General features: G+C 54.9%; 16 protein-coding genes. 6 read left to right on the top strand and 10 right to left on the bottom strand.

Annotated features, from left to right (window positions below; translation table 11 throughout):
• Positions 1-17: 17 nt before the first annotated feature.
• Entirely contained in the window at positions 18-1481 is a 1464-nt protein-coding gene (locus tag Poly41_RS26875; RefSeq protein WP_231615975.1) for a prenyltransferase/squalene oxidase repeat-containing protein, read from the bottom strand.
• Positions 1482-2050: 569 nt separating this feature from the next.
• Here Poly41_RS26875 and Poly41_RS26870 point away from each other — a divergent pair.
• Complete coding sequence (locus Poly41_RS26870; RefSeq protein ID WP_146530461.1) at positions 2051-2611, top strand: ECF-type sigma factor; 561 nt, start codon at positions 2051-2053, stop codon at positions 2609-2611.
• Positions 2612-2653: 42 nt separating this feature from the next.
• Here the strand turns inward: Poly41_RS26870 and Poly41_RS26865 are convergent, their stop codons facing one another.
• Entirely contained in the window at positions 2654-3655 is a 1002-nt protein-coding gene (locus Poly41_RS26865; protein WP_146530460.1) for a uroporphyrinogen decarboxylase family protein, read from the bottom strand.
• A 213-nt stretch (positions 3656-3868) separates the two neighbouring features.
• Positions 3869-4624 carry an NAD(P)H-binding protein gene (locus tag Poly41_RS26860; protein ID WP_146530459.1) on the bottom strand — a complete coding sequence of 252 codons (756 nt, stop codon included), beginning with the start codon at positions 4622-4624 and terminating at the stop codon, positions 3869-3871.
• Positions 4625-4942: 318 nt separating this feature from the next.
• Here Poly41_RS26860 and Poly41_RS26855 point away from each other — a divergent pair, with 318 nt between their 5' ends.
• On the top strand, positions 4943-5659 hold the full coding sequence (locus Poly41_RS26855; protein WP_146530458.1) for a hypothetical protein: 717 nt from the start codon (positions 4943-4945) through the stop codon (positions 5657-5659).
• A gap of 135 nt (positions 5660-5794) precedes the next feature.
• Here Poly41_RS26855 and Poly41_RS35800 read toward each other — a convergent pair whose 3' ends face one another.
• On the bottom strand, positions 5795-6925 hold the full coding sequence (locus Poly41_RS35800) for a hypothetical protein (RefSeq protein WP_231615974.1): 1131 nt from the start codon (positions 6923-6925) through the stop codon (positions 5795-5797).
• Positions 6926-7590: 665 nt separating this feature from the next.
• On the bottom strand, positions 7591-8601 hold the full coding sequence (locus Poly41_RS26845) for a DUF1559 family PulG-like putative transporter (RefSeq protein WP_231615973.1): 1011 nt from the start codon (positions 8599-8601) through the stop codon (positions 7591-7593).
• 472 nt (positions 8602-9073) lie between these two features.
• On the opposite strand from Poly41_RS26845, the gene Poly41_RS26840 reads away from it, so the two are divergent.
• Positions 9074-9550 carry a bacterioferritin gene (locus Poly41_RS26840; RefSeq protein ID WP_146530456.1) on the top strand — a complete coding sequence of 159 codons (477 nt, stop codon included), beginning with the start codon at positions 9074-9076 and terminating at the stop codon, positions 9548-9550.
• A 1107-nt stretch (positions 9551-10657) separates the two neighbouring features.
• Entirely contained in the window at positions 10658-11605 is a 948-nt protein-coding gene (locus Poly41_RS26835; protein ID WP_146530455.1) for a DUF1559 domain-containing protein, read from the top strand.
• A 1-nt stretch (position 11606) separates the two neighbouring features.
• On the opposite strand, the gene Poly41_RS35130 is transcribed toward Poly41_RS26835, so the two are convergent.
• From Poly41_RS35130 to Poly41_RS26815, 4 genes are all read right to left on the bottom strand, one after another.
• On the bottom strand, positions 11607-11873 hold the full coding sequence (locus tag Poly41_RS35130; protein WP_231615972.1) for a DUF4198 domain-containing protein: 267 nt from the start codon (positions 11871-11873) through the stop codon (positions 11607-11609).
• Between the two features lie 37 nt (positions 11874-11910).
• Positions 11911-12234, bottom strand: a complete 324-nt coding sequence (locus Poly41_RS35125; RefSeq protein WP_231615971.1) for a carbon storage regulator — start codon at positions 12232-12234, stop codon at positions 11911-11913.
• 58 nt (positions 12235-12292) lie between these two features.
• A complete protein-coding gene (locus Poly41_RS26820) occupies positions 12293-14650 on the bottom strand; it encodes a serine/threonine protein kinase (RefSeq protein ID WP_146530454.1) in 2358 nt (785 codons plus the stop codon).
• A gap of 93 nt (positions 14651-14743) precedes the next feature.
• A complete protein-coding gene (locus Poly41_RS26815; protein WP_146530453.1) occupies positions 14744-15304 on the bottom strand; it encodes an EF-hand domain-containing protein in 561 nt (186 codons plus the stop codon).
• Between the two features lie 393 nt (positions 15305-15697).
• Here Poly41_RS26815 and Poly41_RS26810 point away from each other — a divergent pair, with 393 nt between their 5' ends.
• The gene (locus tag Poly41_RS26810) at positions 15698-16378 is read left to right on the top strand and encodes a hypothetical protein (RefSeq protein WP_146530452.1); all 681 of its coding nucleotides are present in this window, start codon (positions 15698-15700) and stop codon (positions 16376-16378) included.
• A 98-nt stretch (positions 16379-16476) separates the two neighbouring features.
• On the opposite strand, the gene Poly41_RS26805 is transcribed toward Poly41_RS26810, so the two are convergent.
• Entirely contained in the window at positions 16477-18111 is a 1635-nt protein-coding gene (locus tag Poly41_RS26805) for a CotH kinase family protein (protein ID WP_146530451.1), read from the bottom strand.
• An 842-nt stretch (positions 18112-18953) separates the two neighbouring features.
• Here Poly41_RS26805 and Poly41_RS26800 point away from each other — a divergent pair.
• Positions 18954-24431, top strand: a complete 5478-nt coding sequence (locus tag Poly41_RS26800; RefSeq protein WP_197231665.1) for a CotH kinase family protein — start codon at positions 18954-18956, stop codon at positions 24429-24431.
• The last annotated feature ends 97 nt before the right edge of the window (positions 24432-24528 follow it).

Below are 24528 nucleotides of genomic sequence, written 5' to 3'. Positions count from 1 at the left end.
ATCCGCTTCGTGAGAAGCTACCATGCCGCCTCTTTCTCCCCCGCATAGAGCGGCATGTGGCGGTAGTAGACTTCCAAGCAGTATAGTGACATACACGTCGTGTAGAGACGACCTGCGTGCCTGCCCCAAGCATCCCTTCGCGGTGACCAGCTTCCCTTTTCGGCATCCTGTTGAACCTGAGTCGCTGGGATCCTTACCTTCAGTTGATCATTCCACTGAGTCCACAATGGACCACCGTAATGGTGCAGTGCCTGAGTTGCGTAGTACCAGTAGTAGACGTCGGGCGATCGTGTGTCTAAGGGATGATTCGTCGCTAATGCACCCAGACCTTGTGCCATGCCAGGTTGGTTGCGATGCCAACCTAAGTATTGGCGACAAAGAATCCCTTCGGCAGTCATCGATGGTGAAGTCACCTCGCCGACTTGGTACGCATACCCCGCGTTATAGTCGCGACCGACCGAATCAAGGTACTTTTCGACGTTCTCAAAAACGTAGCGCTCGACTCGCAGACCGCCCGATTGACCGCTCTTCAGCCCCATTACGAACCACCCCGTCACGGACGTGTCCGAGTCAAAACGCGGCTGGTAACGCCACCCCCCTTCGGGTGACTGTGCTTGTACGGCGAAGTCGCAGGCCGCCTGCGCGCGTGGTTTCAGACGGGCGTCCTTCGTCATCGCATACAGTTCGCACAACGCAATCGTCGCTTGAGCCTGAGCGTACATCCTTTGCTGGCCCGGTGCCTTATTGGCCATGAAACCGCTGCGGTCTTGTTGGTCCACCATCCAGCTCGCCGCTTTGTGAACCTGACGCTCGTACTTTCCGGTGTGATGCGTGTTACCGGCTCCCATGAATGCCAACATCGCCATCGCGGTTGCGGCCGTTTTGTTTTCGAGTGGAGCACCGTTGCTATAAGGCCCAATCAAACTCCAACTGCCATCATAGTTCTGCTGTCGCTTGAGCCATTCCAATCCCATTTCAACCGCTTTCTCCGTTTCTTCGGTTCCGCCGAATTTCCTCAGCATCGCTTGCTTCGTCGCTCCCGAGCGACCACCAAACATGGACTGCGAATCGATGGGAAGTTTCTCGAGCCCGCCATGCGATTCAAGTGCGTCTTTAATCGCATCAAGCGTAGGTGCTTCCATTGGGAACGACACGGGAGCGATGCTGAGAAGATCTGACTCGATAGGGACCGTTTGAAGTTCCGTGTCAAAATCCGCGTGGCTTGTGAAATCGTCAGACACGACGATCGAAAACTCAGCAAGTTCGCCCGCAGCTTCACGTTCGCCCTGACGAAGTGATAGTAGAATCGAACTCGATTCGTCGAGCGAGATCGTGATGAAGGCCAGCACCAGCAGTAGAATCAAGTGCAGTACCGTGCTGAGAAGCCAGGGCGGTGTATCCTCAATCCGCCGTTTGAGCTGCGCATAGCAGCGGGTGCTGAACTTCGGCTTCGTTATGAGGGGCTTCGCCGTGTCAATCAACGGCTTCCGCGTTGGGCTGGCTTTGGCCGTAGCCTTTCTGCTCGGTGTCGATTGCTTGGTTCTGACAAGCGGCTGACTAACTCTTTCGCCTCGCCAGCGAGTTGGTGTTATCGGCGGCGCAGCAATCGGTGGACTGAGCACGTTTGATAGAGAAGATAAGTGCATCCGAGGTGCTTTTTGCTCGAGTTCCCTAGACAGCATTCGCTTTCAGCCGAGGTCGATTTGGTTCGGGACAAACGGCGGGCAGTAGCCACCGCTACTCTTAATGGGAGAATGCGAGCCAGCTTTGTCACAACACGACCTCATGGATCGATCGGATCATTTTCAATGAAGCGTGACAAATCGACTTCCAAATGGTCCTCTCTCGATAGGGAACTGGCGTGACTCCTGTTATGCCTTCACGTCGACGAAGCTTCCTGACGCACCGACTTGGTCTTGACTTGCCGAAGCCTTCAATCAAACGCTTGACTTGCGGGATTGCCGGGGAAGCCCGCATTGGCAAGAAACGAGTTTGAATTACAATCCGGGATACTTTTTCGCTTTTCATCGCATTGCCCGACATACGATCCATGAACCGAGATATTACGCAAGTCTTATCAGCGATCGAAGCAGGCGACCCCCGTGCTGCGAATGATCTATTGCCGCTTGTTTACGAGGAACTCAGGCGATTGGCGGGAAGTCGAATGAAACAGGAAGCGTCAGGACAGACACTTCAACCGACCGCCTTGGTTCACGAGGCCTTCATGCGATTGGTAGGTGGCGACGTCTCTCAGCAGTGGGATGGACGAGGGCATTTCTTCGCAGCTGCCGCCGAAGCGATGCGAAGAATCCTGATCGAAAACGCGCGTCGCAGAGGTAGGGCCAAGCGTGGTGGAGAAATTAGACGATGCGACTTACATGACGACGCTGCGGCGGTGGATCCCGATAACGTGGAGGAGCTGCTTTTCCTCGATGAAGCACTCAACAAATTAGCAGTCGAAGACCCACAACTTGCGAAATTGGTCGAACTGCGTTACTTCACGGGTCTGACGATTGAAGAGACAGCCAAGGTCCTTGGCGTTTCTCCACGAACGACCAAACGCAACTGGGCTTACGCTCGAGCTTGGCTCCAACGCGAAATGAGTAATTAGGTGCTGCTTGTGCCTTAGAAGTGAGTCGTTAGGCCAATGATGTTATCCAGCGTAGTTCACCGGCTCGCACAACGCTTTGAGATTCTCGGTTGGCGTTGCGGACGGAATTTCACACCCGGCATTGACCATGAAGGGATTGCCAGCTTCCGCGTATGCCTTGCTTACCGCGTCTTTGATGTCACTCGGCGTGCCATTGCGAACGACGGAGACCGGATCCATGTTGCCGGCAAGGACGACTCGTTCGCCTACCATCGCGCGAACGGTTGAAAGGGAGACCATGTGATCCACATCCAGAATATCAACACTGAGATCGGCAATCCCCGGAAGAAGATGCGTGATATTGCCGCAGATATGAAGTTTAACGTAGGCACCCATCGCTTGGATCGCCTGCACCAGCCGCTTTTCTCGGGGTTGGATCAACCTTTCATAAGTACGCGGGTCCACTTGACTGGCAATCGCGTCGCCAATTCCGATCGTGTCCACTCCAGCGTCAACTTGCGCTTGTGCAAATGCGATTCCGACATCGACACACCGGTCCATCAGTTCACACGCGTAGGTTTCGTCATCCATCAAGTCAAACATAAAGTTCATCAAGTTCCGTAAGTCAGCCGCCTCGGCCGCTGGCCCCTCGATCCAACCCAAGATGGAGCGTTTTTCCTGAGCTTCGGATTTGTAGGCCTCCGCCGCCTTGACGCGATCGAGCATCCGCACGGAAGACAATGGGTCAGGCGTTTGAAGAACCGAGAGGTTTTTATCACCTTCCAACGGATGCGTGCTATGGGGTGGGCCGTCAGTGACATACTTGATGGTGGAACCAAACCCTTGTGTTTCCCGATAGGGATCAGAGATACAACTGACCTGGTCCATCCCAAAGTCATTTGCACATCGTTGGTTCGCCTCGACCAAGACCCGATAGTCGGAAGCAAAAGCGGCGTAATCCGAGCCGATGTATTCCGCAGCATACTGCATCAGGATCGGGGTCCGTGGAAGGAAATCGACCGGTTGCCCTTTCAGGCTTGCCATATAACGCTGGTAACCATCCATATTCGTACTCTCGAGCTCGGCTGTCTGGATGAAAGGAAGGGGGACCGTTGCGAACGGATTCGAACCATCCCCATTACGATCAATTATTCTACCATCCTAGACATGCTTTCATAAGTCATCGCAAATCAAGACTGCCCCAGTCGCATGAACTGTCTCAATCGGAGCGTTTGTCGCCGAGTAGGTTGCCTGCGATTTTGGTGTGAGTTTTCCGAGTCACATTGCAAACTGAGATCGCGTGGGTCGGCTGGCGACAAAAATTGCCTTTTGCCGATAGTGGTCGCAGTCCTTCAAATGAACCAGGAAACGTGCAAGTCGATTGAGAGAAACAAAGCGTCCAACGGGACTTCGGTGATCGGTACGGACAGGTCCGAAACCCACGATGTTTTTGATCGGGGGGCACCGAACGATCGTCCAATCAATCGGTGTTTGGATGAGCAAGTCGGCTTCGGCTTGCATCTCTTTCCATTGCGCGCGATGCGCTAGCGGCCAAAGGTATCTGGATACGATACCATTGGGCCTGAGCTTGCGATCACCGGGAATCGCAACACATTGGTGCGTGACGAGTAAATAGCGATTCGCCTTCGTCTTCTGCATCGCTTGTAATGCAAACTTGGTAACAGTTGTACTCGTTGGCCGCTCTTTGCTTCCGTCATAGCCGCTGACGTTGCACAGGTTGATGACGCAGGAACTTCCGCGAACAACGGCCTGAATATCTCGTGCGGCGAAACAATCGCTTTTCAATACGCTCAAGTATTCGTTGGGCGATCGTCCAATTTTCCCCTGAGTCAGCGCTTGCACCTGGTAACCACAACGCAAAGAAACGTCGACGATCTGCTTGCCGATCGGACAGTCCGCACCCAGGATGCTTACGACTTCGCGGTCTACCATCTTATCCCCTCCGCGAAAGTTCCCGCGAAAAGGCTGGGCATACGACGCCTGATCGACGCTTAAGGTGTTGAAAGTGACCATGATCCCGGCTCACGTGATAAGGTTGACATTGCTCTTTGCCGGTGTCTTCCATGCACCAAACAATGGATTTGCGGGAGACACCCATCGCAACACTTCTAGAGGACGATCTCCTCCGCTCGATGTCACGCTGTCGGCAGCCCGACTCGTTACAAGTTACGATGGTTCAGATGTCATGAGGCCGAGTGTTTTGACGGCTTCCGCTACGAAAAGTTCTGCGAGCAAATGTGGCATTGGCGCGGGCGAAACGCCCTTGAACTGCAGGGTGAAGATCGCAATTCCCCTGACTCTGCTCTTCGACTCGCAAAGCAATATACTTTCATGTCCTTGCACATCAAACGACGCGCGATGCTCCCGGTAGTCGCTAGGGTGTTGATGGCGTTGGCAGCCATTTTCCTTATCAACTTGCCAACCGCCAAAGCTCAATCAGGAACGATCGAGCTTTCCGAATTACCTCCACCGCCCCCCAGCGTCGCGAAACTGCTGAACCAAGCGGACGTGCGATTTTGCTACGGATGGCAGGAAAAGCCTTCATCGATGACGATGCCAAACGGACGTCGCCTGGGCGGCTTAACCGTTTACAAAATGAACTATGACTTTCGTACGCAAAGTCGTCTGCAGCGACGAGGCAATCGCCAGCAGATGGTGACGACAATCCGCTTGGGAAGCGGCGGACTCCGCTGCGATCATATCGTTTGGTTCCGCGAGCGTCCTAGCCGAGAGACGTTCTGGACGAACCGACTGGTGCTGCACGAACTTGACCATGTACGGATTTCAAGTGATCCAAGGCATGAGAAACGATTCCGTGAACTTCTGTTAGAGAACGCGGTCCTCGTTCAGCAATCGGACGGCACCGTGTCAACAGAACTTGGCCAATCGCGTCAGTCTGCAAAGGACCGCGTCGAGGCGATCTTTAGACAAATAACAGCATTGGTCGACATTCGCTACAAAGAACTGGATCGCCTGACCGACCATGGCATGATGAAGCTACCCCGTGGAAAATTTCCTGGCCTAAGTGGGGATGATTCCGTTCGCTAGCCCGGATTATTTGTTGGAGTGGTAGGCTTTAGCCGATTGAGTGCTGGAGCCTTGCTGAATCGGCTAAAGCCTACGACTCCAACGTGCGCAGTCTGTTTCTCACTCAAGCGATGTAAGCACTTTGTATACAAAGGGTTACGGGGAAGGTGTTTGGACTGATGAATAACCCGGGCTAGGATTCGAGGCGACATCCGTACCACGCAGCCCGACGCCGCAGATGCCCCAATTCGTGGTACCACCGGACTGGAGCAATTCGTCGGTATAGAACGCTTCGTGTGAGCGATGAAAACCACCTACACCGACATGAACGATTCCGGTGCGCGCCCGGTTGAGGTTTTTGGTGCGTTGCAAAGCCCAGTAAGCGGATCCGAAATAGACGATCGTACAGATAAAGCCCCACGTGTAGAAAAAACCGACGTTGCGTTCGTACGCAACCATATCACCACTGGCGAACATCACGATCAGGGCCAGAACCAACGTCACCGCCAAAGCGATCCAGGCAACCCCTCGCAACACTTTTGACATCAACGAATCGTCGTGAATGGGTTCCCCTTCCGAAAGGGCTTGTTCTGATTGAAATTCCCGGATCGCGTTACTCAACTCTCGCTCGGCGGCTTCTTCAGCCGGGTAGCTTCGTGCCGCGCCGTATCGACTTGCCATGATTGTGTAGAGGACGATCGTGAAGGCCCAAGTCGGAAGGAACAGATAGAAGAACGACATGACTTGCAAATAGTTCAGTCCAAACCCGAGCGCCAAACCAGCCGCCCAGGAAGCGATCGCGGGCGTGCTACGCGTTAGACCGCGATACTTAACCCAATATCGAGTCAACCCGATGCGTGGAAAGAGGAAGTGTTCCGCGAAGACGATTCTACCGACGGGAACGACCAACAACCCAGCGTAGGTCAACAGGGGCAAGATCTGCTTGTAAACAAGGGGGAAACAGGCGATCACAACAGTCGCGACGCCGACAGCGAAAGTGACCTGCTTTCGTGGATGAAAGATGGCTTGGGCGGCCAAACCGGCTCGGTAGAGGTTCGCATTGGCCGTCGTCCATCCGGCAACGATCACGATGACGGAACCCGACAATCCTAACGCTCGATAGGTAACATCGCCGGGGTCGAGTTCAACGATGGTGGATTTGAGCAATACCGCCGTTCCCGCGCCCATAATGCCTGCGGCGATCCATGCGATGTCGTGGCCGAACAGCATTCCCGCACTGGTGCAGAGCCCGTAAACCGTTTTCTTGGCGTACCGCAAGAGTGCCATGTCATCGCGGCGGAGATCACCGTAAAGATCAGCACGTTGGCCGCGTTGTAAAGATCACTCATCGAGTCGCCCGCGATCTTGTGCAGATACGTGTAGAGACTCAGTCGCGTCTGTACGGCGATCGGCGTTGTGATCAGCGTCCAGCTTAGGATCGCAAGGATGTTGCCAATCAGCAATCCGACCAAAATATCCGTCGTCGTTGCACCCAACGCAACAAAAGTCGCACCGATCACGAACTCCGTCGCCGCCACATGTTCGCCCGCGTACAACCCCGCAAAATGCGTCCAGCCGTGCAGTTGTCGGGAGAAACGGAGTGGAGCTCTGCAGAGGTGCAACTTGACAAGGGATATCCCGGTCGACGGTGCGCCAAGGGTGCTACCGGTTCCCGGCGGACGACCGTCCGTCGGGGACTCTTTTCTAAGAGATCATTGGACACCGGAGCCATACCTCCAAAAAACCTCGGGTCTGGGTTCCGCGCGCTTCCGTCGGATGAGCCATATTTATTTACCCCAGTTCGCCCGCTTTCATGCGGAAAAGAAAGACCATTCGAACCACCGTTTTGCACGGTTACCGATAGCAAACGGAGGCGAGCGGCAGAAAAGAACTTACGGTATCGACGGCAAGACGCCACCGACACATTGGCAAACGAATTACCGCTGCTCGCCTCACCAGTCGCCCTCGATGACTTCCCGACCGTTTCGCGTTCCAAGTGCCTGCCAAATGTGCAGGTCGATTGACTCGGTGATTGACGAAACACTGCCATCCAGTTTAGACACGTTCACCAATCCAGTGTGATAGCTTCGCGACGTGATGATCGCGTAAGTCGGGTTGCCCGCAATACCGTTCTTGCCTTCTTGCCAAGAGTTGAAGTCCATCTCTTCGTGCAATTGGCCGTCGTTGGAGAATTGCACTTTGCTGTTGGGAGCAAGCGTCACGGTGAACCCCGTGTGGTGAACACGACCGTCGGGCCATTCCGTGTGACCGGTATTCTTGAATTGAGCACCACTGGCCACGATCGCTTCAACTTCACCCTTGTTGATTGGCATCGCAACGGATGGCGGTCCGCCGTTGCGTTGGTAGGGAGTCCAGGCTTTCACTTCGCCGACGAGCAACGTTTGGCTGGTCCCGTCTAAACAGTCACGAAAGCTCAAGAATGAATTGGGATAGAACATCCCATCGCCGCTCCTTCGGTTGGTCGGGTTGAAGACGAACCAACGGCCAAAGTTGAAACCATAAGTCGTTGGGTACAGCGAAGGCCGTCCGTCGCCAAACACGCGAACTTGATCCGTTCCAGGGTCGCTTGGGCAAGCATAGGTCGGGATTTTCAATCCGTCGATCGAGATTTGATTGTCCCAGGCCAGCGACAGGTCAACCGTCTCGTAGACGTTACCTTGCTCAAGGTAGGGAAGGATGCGGCCATGGACGCCCCACGATCCGTTATTGCCCGTACTGGTGACACTCAAGTCAACGATCGCTGATGGCGGAAATTTCTTAAAGGCACTTTGGTAGTTGTGACATGCCAGCGCGATCTGTTTCAAATTGTTGCTGCACTGCATCCGTCGAGCGGCTTCCCGTGCGGCCTGAACCGCAGGAAGCAGCAAGCCGACGAGAACACCAATGATGGCGATGACAACAAGTAATTCGACAAGTGTGAACGCGGATCGTCTGTTCGGCACGAAGCTCCCTTTCAAATCTGGTTTCTCGATGCGCCGCTCACGCAACTTTCCCGAACCACCATCGCAGGAATCGTGCCAAGGGTCAGCGATCGGCTTCGAGCAACCGTTTTCCGGGCAATGCAAACGGTCCCGTCCAATCGCTTGGCGTTTCTTCCATCGCATGCGACGGATTTTCCATCGCGGCTGTTCTCGCACAATGGTGGTGTGAATCCTTAAACGCACCGCAGAACGCTACGTGAACGTCTTCGTGCTTACGGTATTGATGACGACTCGTAGAATGCACCGGCTAAGTGGCACAGGCTTCCAGACCGTGAGCGGGTGACACACAGGATGGAAGCCTGTTCCACTTACAAACACACCCTCATTTGATTGCTGGTTGTTTAAAAACGGAAGCTGCTTGTTGCGCAAGAGTCAATCGGCAATGATTTGAATTCAAAACGAAGTTTCCCCTCCACACAAAGAAGGAACCAACATGACAAAAGCCGAGACAATCAAGAATCTACAAACAGCACTCTCAATGGAACTCACGGCGCTGCACCAATATCAACTGCACGCTTGTGTGCTCGACGATTGGGGGATGGAGTTGTTGGCAAACAAGATGCGAGAAGAAATGCAAGAGGAACTCGGGCATTCGGAAGAATTCTTGGTCCGTATTCTTTTCTTACAGGGCAATCCAAAACTGGAACTTCAGAAGACACCCGTTAGAGCAAACTCACTGAAGGAGATGTTCGAGACAGATCTATCGGATGAAAAAGAAGCGATTGAGTTTTATACGACCTCATCCATTCAAGCGCATGAGGATCGTGATATTGGCACACGACAGATCTTTGAGAAAATCGCAGTCGACGAAGAGGGGCATGCGAGTTGGTTGGAACTGCAACTCGATCTACTCAAGCGGATGGGGGAGCCAGCGTACATCGCCAAGCACATGCCATCCGCATCCTCATGAGCATGCTGTCCTCCACGCCGCTCACGTTTGACGCTGCGCACTGTCCGATTTCGTGGCATAGGCTTCCGGGCGTGTGGATTCAAAATCACAGGCTGGAAGCCTGTGCCACGGCACAACCCCAGATGTCCACAAGAGTAGATGCGTTGCCGTTCGAGTACATCATCTACGTCGGCGACTTCTTGAAACATCGGTTCAAGGAATAGGCTCGTCGCACATTTCGCCGAAGCAAAAATCAAACGCATCAATGTCTTTTGCCTTCATGCGGGTATCATCCGACGTTGGTACGATGATGGGTTGTCGAACGCGTTGTTGTGAATCGGTCTAGTGTTTTGGCGTTTTGCTATACTTTCTTTCAAGAATACCGGCAGAAAGATCCCAGGAGACGAACTGATACGGAAGGTGTAGCGTATTCACGATCGTGGCTTTGGTCGGACCGCACTGCTTTTTGCTTGCATCTCCCCCACTTGGGCGATTTCGTCGTGGCCCTGTTCCGATATCTATCGATTGCGCTGTTTTGCCTTATGCTGGTGCTCGGGCATGCCCCTGCGTGGTGGCATGTAGTGGAGTGCAGTGAGGGTGTTCACGGACCATCGCCTGGAGGGTTCGAGAGCACGCCCACATGCTGTTGTCATTCGCATGCTTCCTGTTTCGAGCGTCCTGGGATCGCGGACACGAACTCGGACCCCAAGAGTCCTCAGCGATCTGACAAACCGCACGATTCGGATTGCTGCCCGATCTGCCAATCGCTGAGCGCGGCAAGTGGATTTCTATGCCGGCTCGAGTGTTTGCAACAGCAACAGCCCTGTTGTGATTTGGTCGTTGCCGTTTTCTTGTTAGGTGACGTTGTATCGCCACTTTCTTTGCCGCCCCAGCGTGGGCCCCCTGTGATCGCGGTTTGATCTGCAACTCGTAGCCTAGGCTTCCCGCCTGGGAACCCCACAGCACCCCGGCTGGAAGCCTATCTATTGGCTTTGCGGGTGTGTGCGCGTTTGCACGATACACGGTCCGACCAAACCTCGTATCGACGACTCGTGCGCACTCCGCAAGGCTCTTCATCACGCCAGCATTAGACGCTGTCCCCCCACCGAACAAACGATCACACGTACCATGAAAACCATTGAAGAGAAACAGAGAATCCGATCTATCCAACCTCGCTCCGGCTTTACGCTCGTCGAGCTACTGGTGGTGATCGCGATTATTGGCATCCTTGTCGGCCTGCTGCTGCCTGCGGTTCAGGCCGCGCGCGAGGCAGCGCGTCGCATGTCGTGCTCCAATAACATGAAGCAAATTGGCCTCGGCTTGCAAATGTATCACGACGTGTTCCGAAAATTGCCTGCCGGATGGCGTGGCTACGAAGTTGGCTGTGACACATCCCACTGGTTCGGCGTCCCAGGCTGGTCTTGGAGTGCCGCGATCTTGCCTTACCTGGAACAAGCTGCCGTTCAAGATAGCTTGATCCACCCCGAATATCCCATCTCGGACCCGATCAATGATGAGGCACGAGTCGCAATGATTGCAACATACCGTTGTCCATCGGACATTGGCGACAAAACGTTTCAACTGAACGATGGGGGACCGTCGGTCGTGACCGGTATTTCCTTTCCGATTGAGATGGCGACCGGCAACTATATCGGCATGTTCGGCACTGAGGAATTTCACTTGACCTGCAATCCCAGCAGTCCGAAGTACAACGGCGGTGAAGGCAACGGCACTTTTTTTCTGAACCGCCAATGTCGATTTGCCGATATCCTGGACGGTTTGAGCAACACAATCATCGTCGGCGAACGCAGTTCATTGTACGCGCCATCCACCTGGGTGGGTGTCGTCAGCGGTGGAGAACATGGGGTTGCACGAGTCGCGGGGGTCAGCAGCTATCCGCCGAACTCGAAGCAAACGCCAGCACAGTACTTCCATAACTTCAGCAGCCTGCATCCTGGTGGAACGCATTTCCTAAGGGCCGACGGCAGCGTCCGCATGATCACGGAGTTCATTGACGAAGTGGTATTTCATGCGATCAGCACCCGAGCGGGACATGAAGTGTTTACGGAACCTTAACTTACTGGGGCAACACTTCCAGCGTGGCAGCATAACCTAGGCGACGGGTTTGTGCTTGTGGGATCTTTGTTGCCTTATCCTCCGTGCTGGTTTCGATCCCGTACATTCCCGGGTCGGGCCAGTCGATGGAAAACTCGCCGTTCTTATCTGTGGTTAGCCGCATCTCGTCTTGAGTGTTGCGGTGGCGTGTTTCGCCAAGTTCCTGTTGGCCTCTCGCTTGATCCGTTTTGCGATGATCGGCTGGCCAAGTGAAGGGGATTTTGACCAAATAGGTTCTTGTCTACCATGTTTGCCGTCGAGAAGAACTAATCTGATGTCGCATTGCTCTGTGCTAACGACGGACCAGGTTGTCGCGGCACAAGCTCGTTGCGGCGCACCGCGACACTGATGGGTGCGTCGATGCCGATGCTCACCCGTCCGCCCGCGACTCGGGTAATGATGATTTGAACGTCGTCGCCGATCGTGATTCGCTCGCCGACGGTTCGTGATAGCACCAACATGGTTTCTTCCTTGAATGGGGTTTCGCTAAACGGTTTGTAACATAAGTTCTGACGATTGACGCTTGAGTTGAGGGTCATCGCTTGCAGTCCGAGTTGAGCTTGGTGATTGCCAGCCCTACTAACAGACAATGCGCCGTATCATGACATGAGGGGACAAAGGAAAACGAGAGTTTCACGAAATATCCACCTACTCGGATTGCGAATTCATCGGTCGAGCGATCAGATTCAGCGACGCACCGCGGACTTGATCGACGTTCGGCCTCAATGGTGAGGGGATGCCGACAATGGCTTGCGATGCTTCGTCGTGGATCTGCAACGCCTCGACGAGGTCGCTCCAAAGTGTCGATCCATTTTCCTGCGGATGCTCGCGCAATACATTGAGAACGTCACGGATCAATTCACCCGAGAGATCAAGTGCCCGCTTCGCCTGTTCGCTCTTGCCGCTGTAATGATAGGCTAGTGCTAAAGGTGCCTGTACCAGGTATCGGTCTGGCCAACGAGGGTCGGCATCTGCTTCGCGAAGCAGGTTGAGTGCTGAATCAAAATTCTTGTCGCGCAGTTCTGCTAATGCCGAGACGTATTGACACATGTTTCGTGGCAAGCTCTCGCGTGGTCGCCCACCGTCCAAGCGATCCGGTGGCGGACCTTCGCGCCAACCCGGCGGACCGTTGGACTCTGGGCCGGGTGGCCGACCAAAACCGGGCGGGCCATCAAGACCAAGTAGCTCATCAAAACCAAGTAGCTCATCAAGCCCGGGCGGCGGTCCAGGCGGCGGCAGCGACAACCAACTTCGCGCCAGCTCAGCAAGAGCCTGCCGATCCATCGACTCATTGTTTTGATCACTGACGACCAATCCACGTAGCGTCAGCCACTTGGGCTCATCGGGATCCTGCAACAGATGCTGTTGATACTGCTTGCTCAGTCGAGCGAACGCATCATCGTGCCCGGTGTAGAGAAACAAAGCTGGCACTCCCCACCACTGTGGCTGTGAAGTCGAAGCGCCGGTATCCAATGCGAACGCATAATCCCGGGCAGCTTCTGGCAAAAGGTAAATCCGAGCGTAAAGCTGACCTCGTTGCACGCGCGGCAGGAAGAACGTCGGCTGGATCGCAACGGCGGCGCCATAGTCCCGCGCCGCTTCACTCCAGCGACCCGCATCGGCGTGCGTCTGACCGCTAGCGACCAGAACACTGGCCTGCGTCAAGTTCGCTGCGAACTGCTCGACTTCCTGTTTGGCCGCGATCGCTTTCGACATCTGCCACAAGCTTGCGGCAGTACCCACGATCATCGAACAGCCGACCAGAGCAGCGGTGATGATAACGACGCGGTGACGGCGAGCAAACTTCTGGAATTGATACGCTGTGCTGGGCGGTCGCGCAGTGATGGGGTCGCCATCGAGGAAACGACGAATGTCATCGGCCAACGATGCTGCCGAGTCGTATCGCCGTGAACGGTCCTTTTCGAGCGACTTCATGACAATCCAGTCGAGATCACCGCGCAGAGTCGACGTCAATCGTCCCGGGTCAATCCGGCGTTGGTCGGCGATCGTGGAAAGCGTCTTGTTGAGCGTCGAAAGTCGGGTACTGGGTCGTGGCGGCTCTTCTTCGCGGATGATACGGCGCAGTTCATCGAGCCCTGCGGAATCCAGACGATTGCGGTCGAAAGGCGTCGTGCCGGCAAGCAATTCGTACAGCAAGACACCGAGCGAATAGATGTCGCTGCGTGTGTCGATATCGAGCCCGCTCATCTCCGCCTGTTCCGGGCTCATGTAGAGTGGTGTGCCGATCATCGAGTGAAAACGGGTGTAGACGGTTTTGTCGGTCAGCCTTTGTCCAATCGCTTTGGCGACGCCGAAATCAATCACTTTCGCAACAGGCTTTCCGTCGTGCAGCGTGACCATCACGTTGGACGGCTTGATGTCGCGGTGGATGACACCCTTCTGATGCGCATGATGGACGGCAGAGCAAACGTCAATGATCAGATTTAATCGCTCGCGGAGATCCAGTTGCTTCTTGTCGCAGAACTCCGTGATGGGCAGTCCCCGCACGAGTTCCATCACGAAGAAGGGCCGATGGTCGGTGGTGACTCCGGCATCGAATACCTGGGCAATGTTGGGATGGTTCATCATCGCAACGGCTTGGCGTTCGCCCTCAAAGCGGGCAATGACCTCTTTGGATGCCGCGCCCGGCTTGACGATTTTCAGCGCCACTCGCCGCCGAACCGGTTGCTCTTGTTCAGCGACAAAGACGAGACCAAAACCTCCCTCACCAATTTGCTCCATCAGCTTGTAAGGGCCGATCTGCATCCCGATATGCTCGAGCGGACCCTCGCTGAGTTCGCTGGAAAATGCAAAACGGCTCCGGTCACCGCAGATGGGATGATCCAAAAGCGCGGCCGGTCGCTCATGCGCGGCTAACAGTGCTTCGACCGATCCACGCAGAGATGCATCGTCACCGCAGGCGGAATCCAAATAGGCCAGACGCTCATCGAGGTTATCCTCGTCGAGCGCTTGCAGAAAGATCGCGCGTTCAGTGGGATTGGGCATCAAAGTATTCTACAAGAAATGGTAGCGGAAGTCGTGATGACTTTCGATTGTGACTCGAAACTCTTGACGAGTTCCGCTACAGAAACGGTCGAGTCATTGTGGACGTTGCGGCCGTCCCTCTTCGTCTTCGTCAGCTCCGGCTTCGGCATGGTCGGGGCCATGCGGTGGTCGATAGTTTTTGAGTTGCTCTTCTTGCTCGTCTGTTAGCATCGCAGCGAGACGTTTGTCGACGTCGGCTTGCAGTGCGGCAAGGATACGCTTCTGTCGATCGGTTAGGTTAAGCGACTGAGCGACGGATTCGGGCAAGACTTGACCGGGCGTTGGTGGCGGACCCTGAGGACCACCGTCTTGCGGCGGTTGATTCTGAGCTTGCTGGTTGGCTTGTCCGAAGTTGCCAGCTTGCGGAGGCGGGCCACCACCACCGAATGGATTGCCACGACTTTGGTTTTGCAGAACCGCCGTCAATTCCGCCTTCGTCACGCTGCTGTCTCTATTGACATCCGCCAGTGTGAACAACTGAATGATCATCTCCGTAGGCGGACCTCCTCCTTCACGCATCCCAGGAGGTCCACCTCGTCCCGGAGGTTGTGCAAATAGCAGGCTTGAGCTAAGTGCGAAGCCGACGACGACTGAGAATTGAAAGGCACGATTCATGGTTCGATTCCTCGGACAGATTTTCCATGGGCAACAAGTGGTTGACGCTCGATAGACGACCGCCAGCTTGTTAATGCGCCAACGGCAAGGGCAAAGGGCCACGCTTTGCAGAAGTTTTTCGTGAATACTTGAAAAGCCCACAAACAATTAAAAATCCAATGATTTTCAAACGAAACGGGCAAGAGTTTGGCAGATGATGCCCGACAAGTAGTCTGCCGCAACTCCGTTTTCCAGTAGCGGAATTCGTCAGAAGTTTCATCCAACCACTCAGTTTACCGGTAGCGGAACTCGCCAAGATTTTCGGCCAATACGAATTCCCGAAAGTCTTGACGACTTCCGCTACCGCCACGCTTAGTCCCATCTCACCAACACAACAAACAGCGATCCGTCAAAATGAACATTTCCAACTCAATGGCGTCGTTCTCCAGCCAAGCTTCGTCCTCCAATTCGCGGCCGCAAGGTCCGCCGCCAAAGAACGACGAGAAACTCGCATCAGCATTGCAGTCCCTTGGCGTGGATGATTCGACGGCCGCCAATGTGCTCGAACAAGTTGACGAAGCGATCTCGTTACTGAGGTCGGAGTCGTCGTCGGGGGGGACAAGCCGTGCAGCGTTTAAGTCTGTAGTTGATGATGTTCTCGAAGCCAACGGTATCGATTCGGGAGAAGTCGAGGAAGCGATTCAAGCGAGTGGTGTGTCAGGTGCGGGAGGTGTGACGGGCGCAAGCAGTGTGTCAGCTGCGGGTCGGCCATCGGGTCCCGGCGGGCCGTCGGGGGCGGGCCGCCCAAATGGACCACCGCCACCACGCCGAGAAGAGGAGAGCGAAACTAGTGCCGTGGAATCGGCTCTAATCTCCGCTGGCCTGGAAGAGTCCTCGACCGATGAGCTGATCAGCCAGATGATCGAGACCATTCAGGAGTTGACTGCCGAAGCGGGTAGCGATGTTTCCCAAGACGAACTTCGCTTGGCCTTGACCAGTCTATTCGAAGAGAATGGTGTTGATTTTAGTGAATTTGAGCAATCGCTTGGCGAGCAACTCGGATCGGCTGGATCGTTCCTCGACCGTATTGCGTGATCTCATGCATCCAACCAACGTCAACAGACGATTCGGTGGACAAGCCAGGGTCCTGCAGTCACTTCCCAAGTTGCGATCGAGTGAAACCGCCTGAAGGTCTATTTATTCTCGGCTTTGTCAGCAGCGGAAATCGTCGAGTTTAGGAACGCGGGTCGCTCGTCTGCAAACCTCCGTAGCGACATGGAGTGATCCGAGGACGGCGTCTCAGGATCCGTTGCCGCTTGAAAGGCTTCATACGATGTCAACTTTCGCGTATCCGCTTTGACGAGCGGTTCGATGAGTTGTCGATAGTCCTCGACGACCGGACCTAAGTTCTCCCAGACAACCGATTCGCTCGCGATTTGCTGAACGTATTGAAGGTAGCGCTGTTGCAATTCGGGCACCCCCAGCAATCGGCTTCGCAGCGGCATGCGATCGCTATTGATGTCGACCAGCGGATCGACGTCGACTTCGCCGCGAAGAGGACCACCGCCGTGGCCACCCACAAGACTTCCGAAGAAGTCACGGATGAAGCCCGGTTTGCCGCCGGGACCGCCAGGACCGTGCGGTCGATCATCGGGACCCCGTCGACTGTCAGGTCCGGGGCCGGACAGCGCAAAGGCTTCGTTCATGTCGTGCGGCAGGACATGGAATATGCCTTCGTGATCGCGGAACAGGTTGTAGTCACTCGCCCGCGTCCAGTAGCCGTCGTTGTTGGCGAGTACGATGTCGAGCGCGAGGAACTTCAGGGTTTCGTCAATATCAAGCATCGGCTCCAGTGCGGACTCCAACTCTTCGCTTGGTGTCTCGTTCAATGTCTTGCATAACTGCACAAGTGCCGACCAAGCCTTCTTGCCATCGCTCGACTTCATCTCAAACCGCAACTTGTACGGATCCAGATCATCCCCTAGATAACGCAGGCCACCATCCGCTTGCGGGCTGCCGCTGACCTTCCAACGTGTCCCTTTTGATCCGCCGTAGTTTTCTTTCAGGAACTTTTTGTCGAACTGTTGAACATTGTTGTATAACCCCCAGCTTTCGCCATTAACGACCAGGTGGACGAAGTTGGCTTTAGGAGCCGGGATGTATTGGCGAGCGATGTGCGAATACACGACGCTGCTCATCATGGACGGATCACAATGGCAGTTCAGCAGGTTCAACGTCTTGTATCCGTCGATATTTTGGTCCTCGTCGATCATGTCCAACGACACATTGACCGATCGCTTGCCGCCACGCGGAACGTGGTCATACGACGAAGCCCCGCGAAAGTGAACTCCGACCATCTCGTAGGTCTTTCCATCCATGATCATGGTTGCCGGGACATCCACATCGGTTGAATAGAAATCTTCCATCTCAGATTCCCAGTCAACGTTGTCGAATTGCAAGAACACGGTTCGCAAGATGCTGGTGTCGTATAACGGCTTGTCTGGATAGGCATTGACATCACCAACGGCGACCTTCGGTCCAGGCGTTCCCGGCAGCGTCGATTCGCCGTGACCCGGCCCACCAGTTCCACCACCAGGGCCACCTCTTCGGCCTTGATCGGAGGCTATCGCTTTGCGAGCCATCTGACGCTCGTTCGCATCGAGCCAGCCGCTCGCGTCAGCATCGTACTGTTCGAGGATTTTCCGTTCTGTACGGTCCGGACCACCCGGTCCGCCAAAACCAAACAGCACGGGACGCTTTGCAAAGACGATTCCCACTCCCGCAGCGGCCACGCCAACAATAAGAAGCGAAAGAAGTTTCTTTTTCATTTTTCAAATTCTGGAGTTTTTTTGGGGGGGGGGAGGCTGGCGTTCGACTCATAGTCTTTCATGCGCCAAACTTGCTTGGATTGGGCCACCAATTTTGAAAAAATGAAGGTCGCGAATCTCCATCCAATTCGTTCTGCAGCCGCCCCAGACCCGAATTCGCCTGACCACCCGCACAAAGATGCCTAGTGCTTTGTCAATCTTTAGTCTTAGGGTTCGAGGGACCGGAGGGCTCGCGCCCAATACCGCTAAAACCTGTAGCGGAACGGCGCGAGCCGTCCGGTCTCACCCTGATTTTTAATCTGGACAACGCACTAGCAACTCAGCGGTCCCTTCGAACGTGAAGTATCGAAAGAGACGATATTGGTCGTAAGCCCCGCTTGTTGGATTGAGAATCGTTGCCAAAACGGTTCGGCTGATTCAAACAACAATCTGTAACGCGTTTAGGCTTTTGGTCGATGGCTTTCTCGCAGTCAATGGCTTCAATGTCGTTGTTAAGCTGGCTCCTAAAACCGACAGTTGGCGCCGGTGTTCGTTTTCTGGCCGATGTCACAAATAATTCGTAGCGCCACGTTCAATTTTTGGCCCTTTCCTAGGTTGGATGGCGCATTGCCAACTAACGAAGAAAACTCAGCTCCACTCCGTCGTTCAGCAACCCGTAAAGTTGGCCCCCTAATTCGGGTGGTCTCGTCAACTATTGAATTGAAGCCATTGCCACCATGTCAAAATCCCAGGGTCTTTTCAACCGCACACTATCAATACTTGACCGGTCACAGGAGCGTAAACGATCACGCCGCCGTCGGCCATCGCGTCGTCTGCGTGCTGAGGCCCTGGAGGCGCGGCAGATGCTCGCCGGTGACCTCTTCATCAACGAGATCATGGCCGACAACGATACAATCATCGAAGATCCCGATGAAGCGGGAGCGTTTGAGGATTGGGTTGAAATCTACAACCCCACTGCGGCGGCGATCGACCTCGGGGGCATGTACCTGACCGACGACGTGAGTGATCCCATGCAGTGGCAATTTCCAGCTGGATCGTCCGTTGCCGCAGGTGGCTTCCTGTTGATTTGGGCCGATGGCGAACCTGAACAAGGTGACGATCACGCATCGTTCAAGCTGTCGGCAGGCGGCGAAACGGTTGCACTATACGACTTCGACGGTAAGTCGCTGGTCGACTCGCTTGAGTTCGGTGCGCAGGTGACCGATGTTTCCTACGGGCGCTCTCCCGATGGCAGCGCAACGCTCAGCGTGTTAACCACGCCGACGCCGGGTGCTGCCAACTCTGTCGTCGGCGAAGCAAATCTGGCGCCAACCGCCAATGCTGGCGGACCGTACTCCGGCACCACGGCTGACACAATTTCGCTGAGCGGATCGGCGTCAGTCGACACCGACGGAACCATCGCAACTTACGCTTGGGACTTGGATTACGACGGCCAATATGACGACGCGACCGGTGAAACAGCAAGCTTCTCGTCGACGACGGTGGGGACGTTCATCGTCGGTGTCCAAGTGACCGACGATGACGGTGCAACCAGTATCGACACGGGTACGATTACGATTTCGCAGGTTGGAGACGAACCGTCGCCCTGGGATCCGGTCGCAATCGATGATTCGTCGGCGGCGTTCTTTGACGACACCTATGTCCACGAGATCTTGATCACGTTTGAAGATGCCGATTGGTACAACACGCTCTACAACTCACACGCCACCGACGCAGACGACCCATATTTCGAGGCCAGTTTTGTCGGTGACGGAATCGCATTGGACCAAGTCGGCGTTCGCTTCAAAGGGAACTCATCGTTTGACGGCACAGGCATCAAGAAGTCGATCAAGATTGACTTCGATGAATACGATGAAGACAACGACGCATTAACGTTCCAGGGATTGAAGAAGCTTAATCTGAATAACAACTACAATGACCCGACGATGCTGAGAGAGAAGTTATTCTACGATTACGCCTCGAACTTTGTCGACGGTGTCAGCCGCGCGGTTCACACCAAGGTCTATATCAACGGTGAGTACTACGGACTGTACACGGCGGTCGAACAGGTTGACAAGACATTCACGCAAAGCCGATTTGGCGACGACGAAGACGGCAATTTGTACAAAGGAACTGCGGCGGATGACGCCGTGCTTGCGGATCCGCAAGCCGATTTTGGTTCGGACTTGACGTACTTGGGAACGGATCAAGCCGACTATGAAGACTTCTATGAATTGAAGACGAACGAAACCGCGAACGATTACTCGCAGTTGATCGAGTTGATCGATGTGCTCAATAACACTCCATCGGGCGAATTGGCTGATGCGATCGAACCGCTCTTGGATGTCGACAGCACGCTGACTTCGCTGGCGCTGAACAATCTATTCGTGAACTTGGATTCCTACTCTGGCGCGGCCCACAACTACTACCTCTACGACCGTGACGACACGGGACAATTCACTCATCTGTTCTGGGACGTGAATGAATCGTTCGGCACGTTCACTCAATTCGTCGACCGCTTCCAAGACCCGGTAGAAATCGATCCGTTTTGGTTGCCAGTGGGGACACCGATGGGGCCTCCTGGAACGCCGATTGAGGACGAATCGCGACCGCTGGCGGAAAATCTGTGGGCGATCGATGAGTACAGCACTGACTACCTTCGCGATCTAGCGCAGATGCTGGAAGAAGGTTTTGACGTCACCTCCGCCACCGCACGAATCAACGAACTGGCCGATTTGATTCGCGCCGATGTCACAGCGGACCCGAACAAGCAGTTTACGACGGCACAGTTCGAGCAGAACTTGACGACGGACGTGAACGCGGGCATGAGGACGATCTACGGATTGACAAGCTTCATCGAGGATCGATCGACTTATCTCGCTTCCGTTCTAGCAACCTACGATCTGGAACCGGAATCGGTCGAGATCTACATCAACGAGATCATGGCGGACAATGATGCGACGATCGAAGATCCCGACGAAGCGGATGCATTTGAAGATTGGATCGAACTGTACAACCCTGGCACGACATCGGTGGATCTCAGTGGTTTCTATTTAACCGATGACGCTGCCGATCCGACGCAGTGGCAATTCCCCGACGGATCGACCATCGACGCGGGCGGTTATCTGGTCATCTGGGCGGATGGCGATGCCGATCAAGGGGACGATCACGCTTCGTTCAAGCTGTCCGCCAACGGCGAATCGGTTTTCCTCTACAATGTCGACGGAACAACACTGGTTGATTCGATCACCTTTGGTGAGCAGGCGACGGATGTCTCTTATGGCCGTTTCCCCAATGGTTCTTCAACGTTGGTCGTGTTGTCGGCTGCCACTCCCGGAGCCGCGAACACCAACGACGTGATCGAAAATGTCGATCCGAACGCTGATGCCGGTGGGCCATACAACGGAAAAACCGGCGAGATGCTTACGCTTGACGCCTCTGGTTCAACGGACAGCGACGGAACAATCGTTTCGTACGCCTGGGACCTCGACAATGATGGCCAGTACGACGATTTCACGGGCGTGACAGCTACGTACGATGCGACTGTTGCGGGCACCTTTGCTATCGGCGTCATGGTGACCGATGACGATGGTGCGACCAGCACCGATACAGCGATCGTCACCGTTGCCAACAGCGTGGTGGAACCGGGATCGTATGTGATCGTTGACACCGGACAGGAAGACACTTACGACGACAATGGCAATGTCATCGCTGCTCCTGAACCGGGCGAAGCATTCTACGGTCAGGACGGGCAATACGATGGCGTTGAGTTCGCCTTCGAAGAAAACGGCGACGGTACGGTGATGGATCTGAACACAGGTTTGACTTGGCAACAAACACCGTCCGATGTATCGATGAGTTACGAAGAAGCTCTTCAATACGCCAATAGCGTTGAACTGGGTGGATACGATGATTGGAGATTGCCAACGGCGAAAGAACTCTTCTCGCTGAGCAATTTCTCCGAGGGTTGGCCTTACATCGATACCGAATACTTTGACTTGGTTGGTGCCACACAGGGCGGTCCGCCTGAAGGCACTACCGGACCAACTGACGGTGTACCTCCGGAGGACGGGTCATCAGACAGTGCCCCAACTGATGTCCTTCCTCCGGACGGCCCGCCGACAGATGGTGTACCACCTGCAGACGGCGTGCCGCCGGAAGATGCACCAGCCGGCGAAACCGGAGTCAGTAAAGACGAACAATACTGGGCCACCTACTATGTTGGCACGACTCACGGCAACCAAGAATCTGCCTTCGGCGTCAACGCGGCGACCGGCCACATCAAGGCCTATCCAGCGAAAGTTAGCGGCCAATTTGGAAACTACGTGCGTCTCGTCCGAGGCGATATCTACGGTGAAAACAGCTTCGTCGACAACGGCGACGGCACGGTGACCGACTTGGCAACCGGCCTGATGTGGCAACAAGACGACAGCGGCGCGGGCATGGATTGGGAAGACTCGCTGGAGTACGCCGAGAACTTGGATTTGGGCGGTTACGATGATTGGATTTTGCCGGACATCAAACAGCTTCAAAGCATTCTGGATTACACTCAATCGCCCACCGCAATCAACGAAGAAGACCTCGGACCGGCGATTGATACCGACTACTTCGATATCGCTAAGCTTCCCGATGGAACCACCAACACGGATAGCGACTACCCGTACTTCTGGTCCAGCACCAGTGCTTACTTCGGCGGCAACAGCACCGAATACTATTACGCTTGGTATGCATCGTTCGGAACCGCGGTGGACGGCAACGGAGATGACTCCCACGGTGCAGGCGGCGTGCGTTTCGACACCAAGGTCGAAGGCGGCCCCGATGGTGAAGGTGGCGAACGGATTTACAATTTCGTTCGCGCCGTCCGTTACGTCGGCACTGACACGACAACCAACGTCGAGCCGACTGCCGAAGCCGGAGGCCCTTACACGGGAACCGTCGGCGATACGGTCGCGCTGAGCGGGGTCGCATCAGCGGACACCGACGGCACGATCGGAACGTACGCGTGGGACTTGGACAACGACGGCCAATACGACGACGCCACCGGAGTGACTGCGACGTTCGATGCAACGACCGCAGGAGTGTTCACGGTCGGCTTGCAAGTGACCGACGACGATGGGGCGACCAGCACCGACACGGCAATGATCACGGTGGACGCTGTTGTACCTGCCGCCGGACTGAGGGTAACGCCAAGCGACGGCACGACATTGGTCGATGAGAATGGGGCGAGTGACACGATTAGCGTGATGCTCAACAGCGAACCCAGCGCGGACGTTGTCGTTACCGTTACGAGTGCGGACGTCGGCGAAGTGACTGTTAGCCCAACGACACTGACGTTCACAACCGAAAACTGGAGTGTCGCTCAAGTCGTTACGGTGACGGGGATGGCAGACGGTGTCGCCGATGGCAGCCAAGTGGTCGCTTTGACGTTTGCTTCGACAAGTGAAGATCCAGCCTACGCAGCACTCGAGAATTTGACCGTAAGTGCCACGAATGAAAACGTCGAAACACCATCGATTCCCACGCAGGTTTTCATGCCAAACCTGGTTGTCAGGGCTCATGTGATCCCCGCGAGCAGCATGCGATCGGCGATCATCTTTGAGGCGTTCGCTGGTGCGACGTTATCGGTATTTCCTGTCGGCACGGCGTCCGTTAGCGAGATTATTCGAATCGTTGATGAGAATTCGGAGCGTATCGACACCTACGAAGCTGGCAGCACGAGTGTGACGGTCGTCGCGGGGAAACTCTACGCCATTCTCTTCGAGGCACAAGCCGAACAACGCATCTTCACGATTCGTTCGACCTCGGGGAATGAAGCGTTCTCGCCGATCTCGCCAAGAAATATTCTCCTGCCGACAGACACGACCGGGGATGGATTCACAACCGCCAGTGATGCGTTGACTGTGATCAACCACCTCAACAGTGGCGCGGATCAAGTCACGGGAGAGGGCGAAACGATCTCAGCCTCAACCGCTTTGCTCGACGTCAGTGGTGATGACCGAATCTCGGCACTCGATTCTCTCATTATCATTAACGAACTCAATCGTCCAGTCGAGACTTCGTCCAGTGCTGCCGAAGGAGAATGGGTCGATGCGATGATTCCGCAATCGGTAATCGATGGGAGCAACCAAGTCAAAGATGTCGACGACAACGGGATTTTTGACGAACCGCTTGCTCCACTCGCTTTGAAAACGGTTAGACTCGTTAGCGAGCCCCTGCCAAATTCCGGTCTCACCCATGTGCAGCTGGTCGATGAGGTGTTCGGTGCAGACGATGCGGACCATTCGATTTCCGATAACGACATCGATCTGCTCGCCTCGGATCTGTGGCGTAACACGATCTAGACAAGTGCCGAAAGGCGGCACCGCCGCAAACCTTAGCGGTGGCTTCCAGTCGCAGCACAAAACCGACCGCAGCTGGCGGCCACAGCCATGTAGAATA

Origin of the sequence: Novipirellula artificiosorum (genome assembly GCF_007860135.1) — a bacterium.
GTDB lineage: Bacteria > Planctomycetota > Planctomycetia > Pirellulales > Pirellulaceae > Novipirellula_A > Novipirellula_A artificiosorum.
This window is presented reverse-complemented; position numbering and strand designations above follow the sequence as displayed.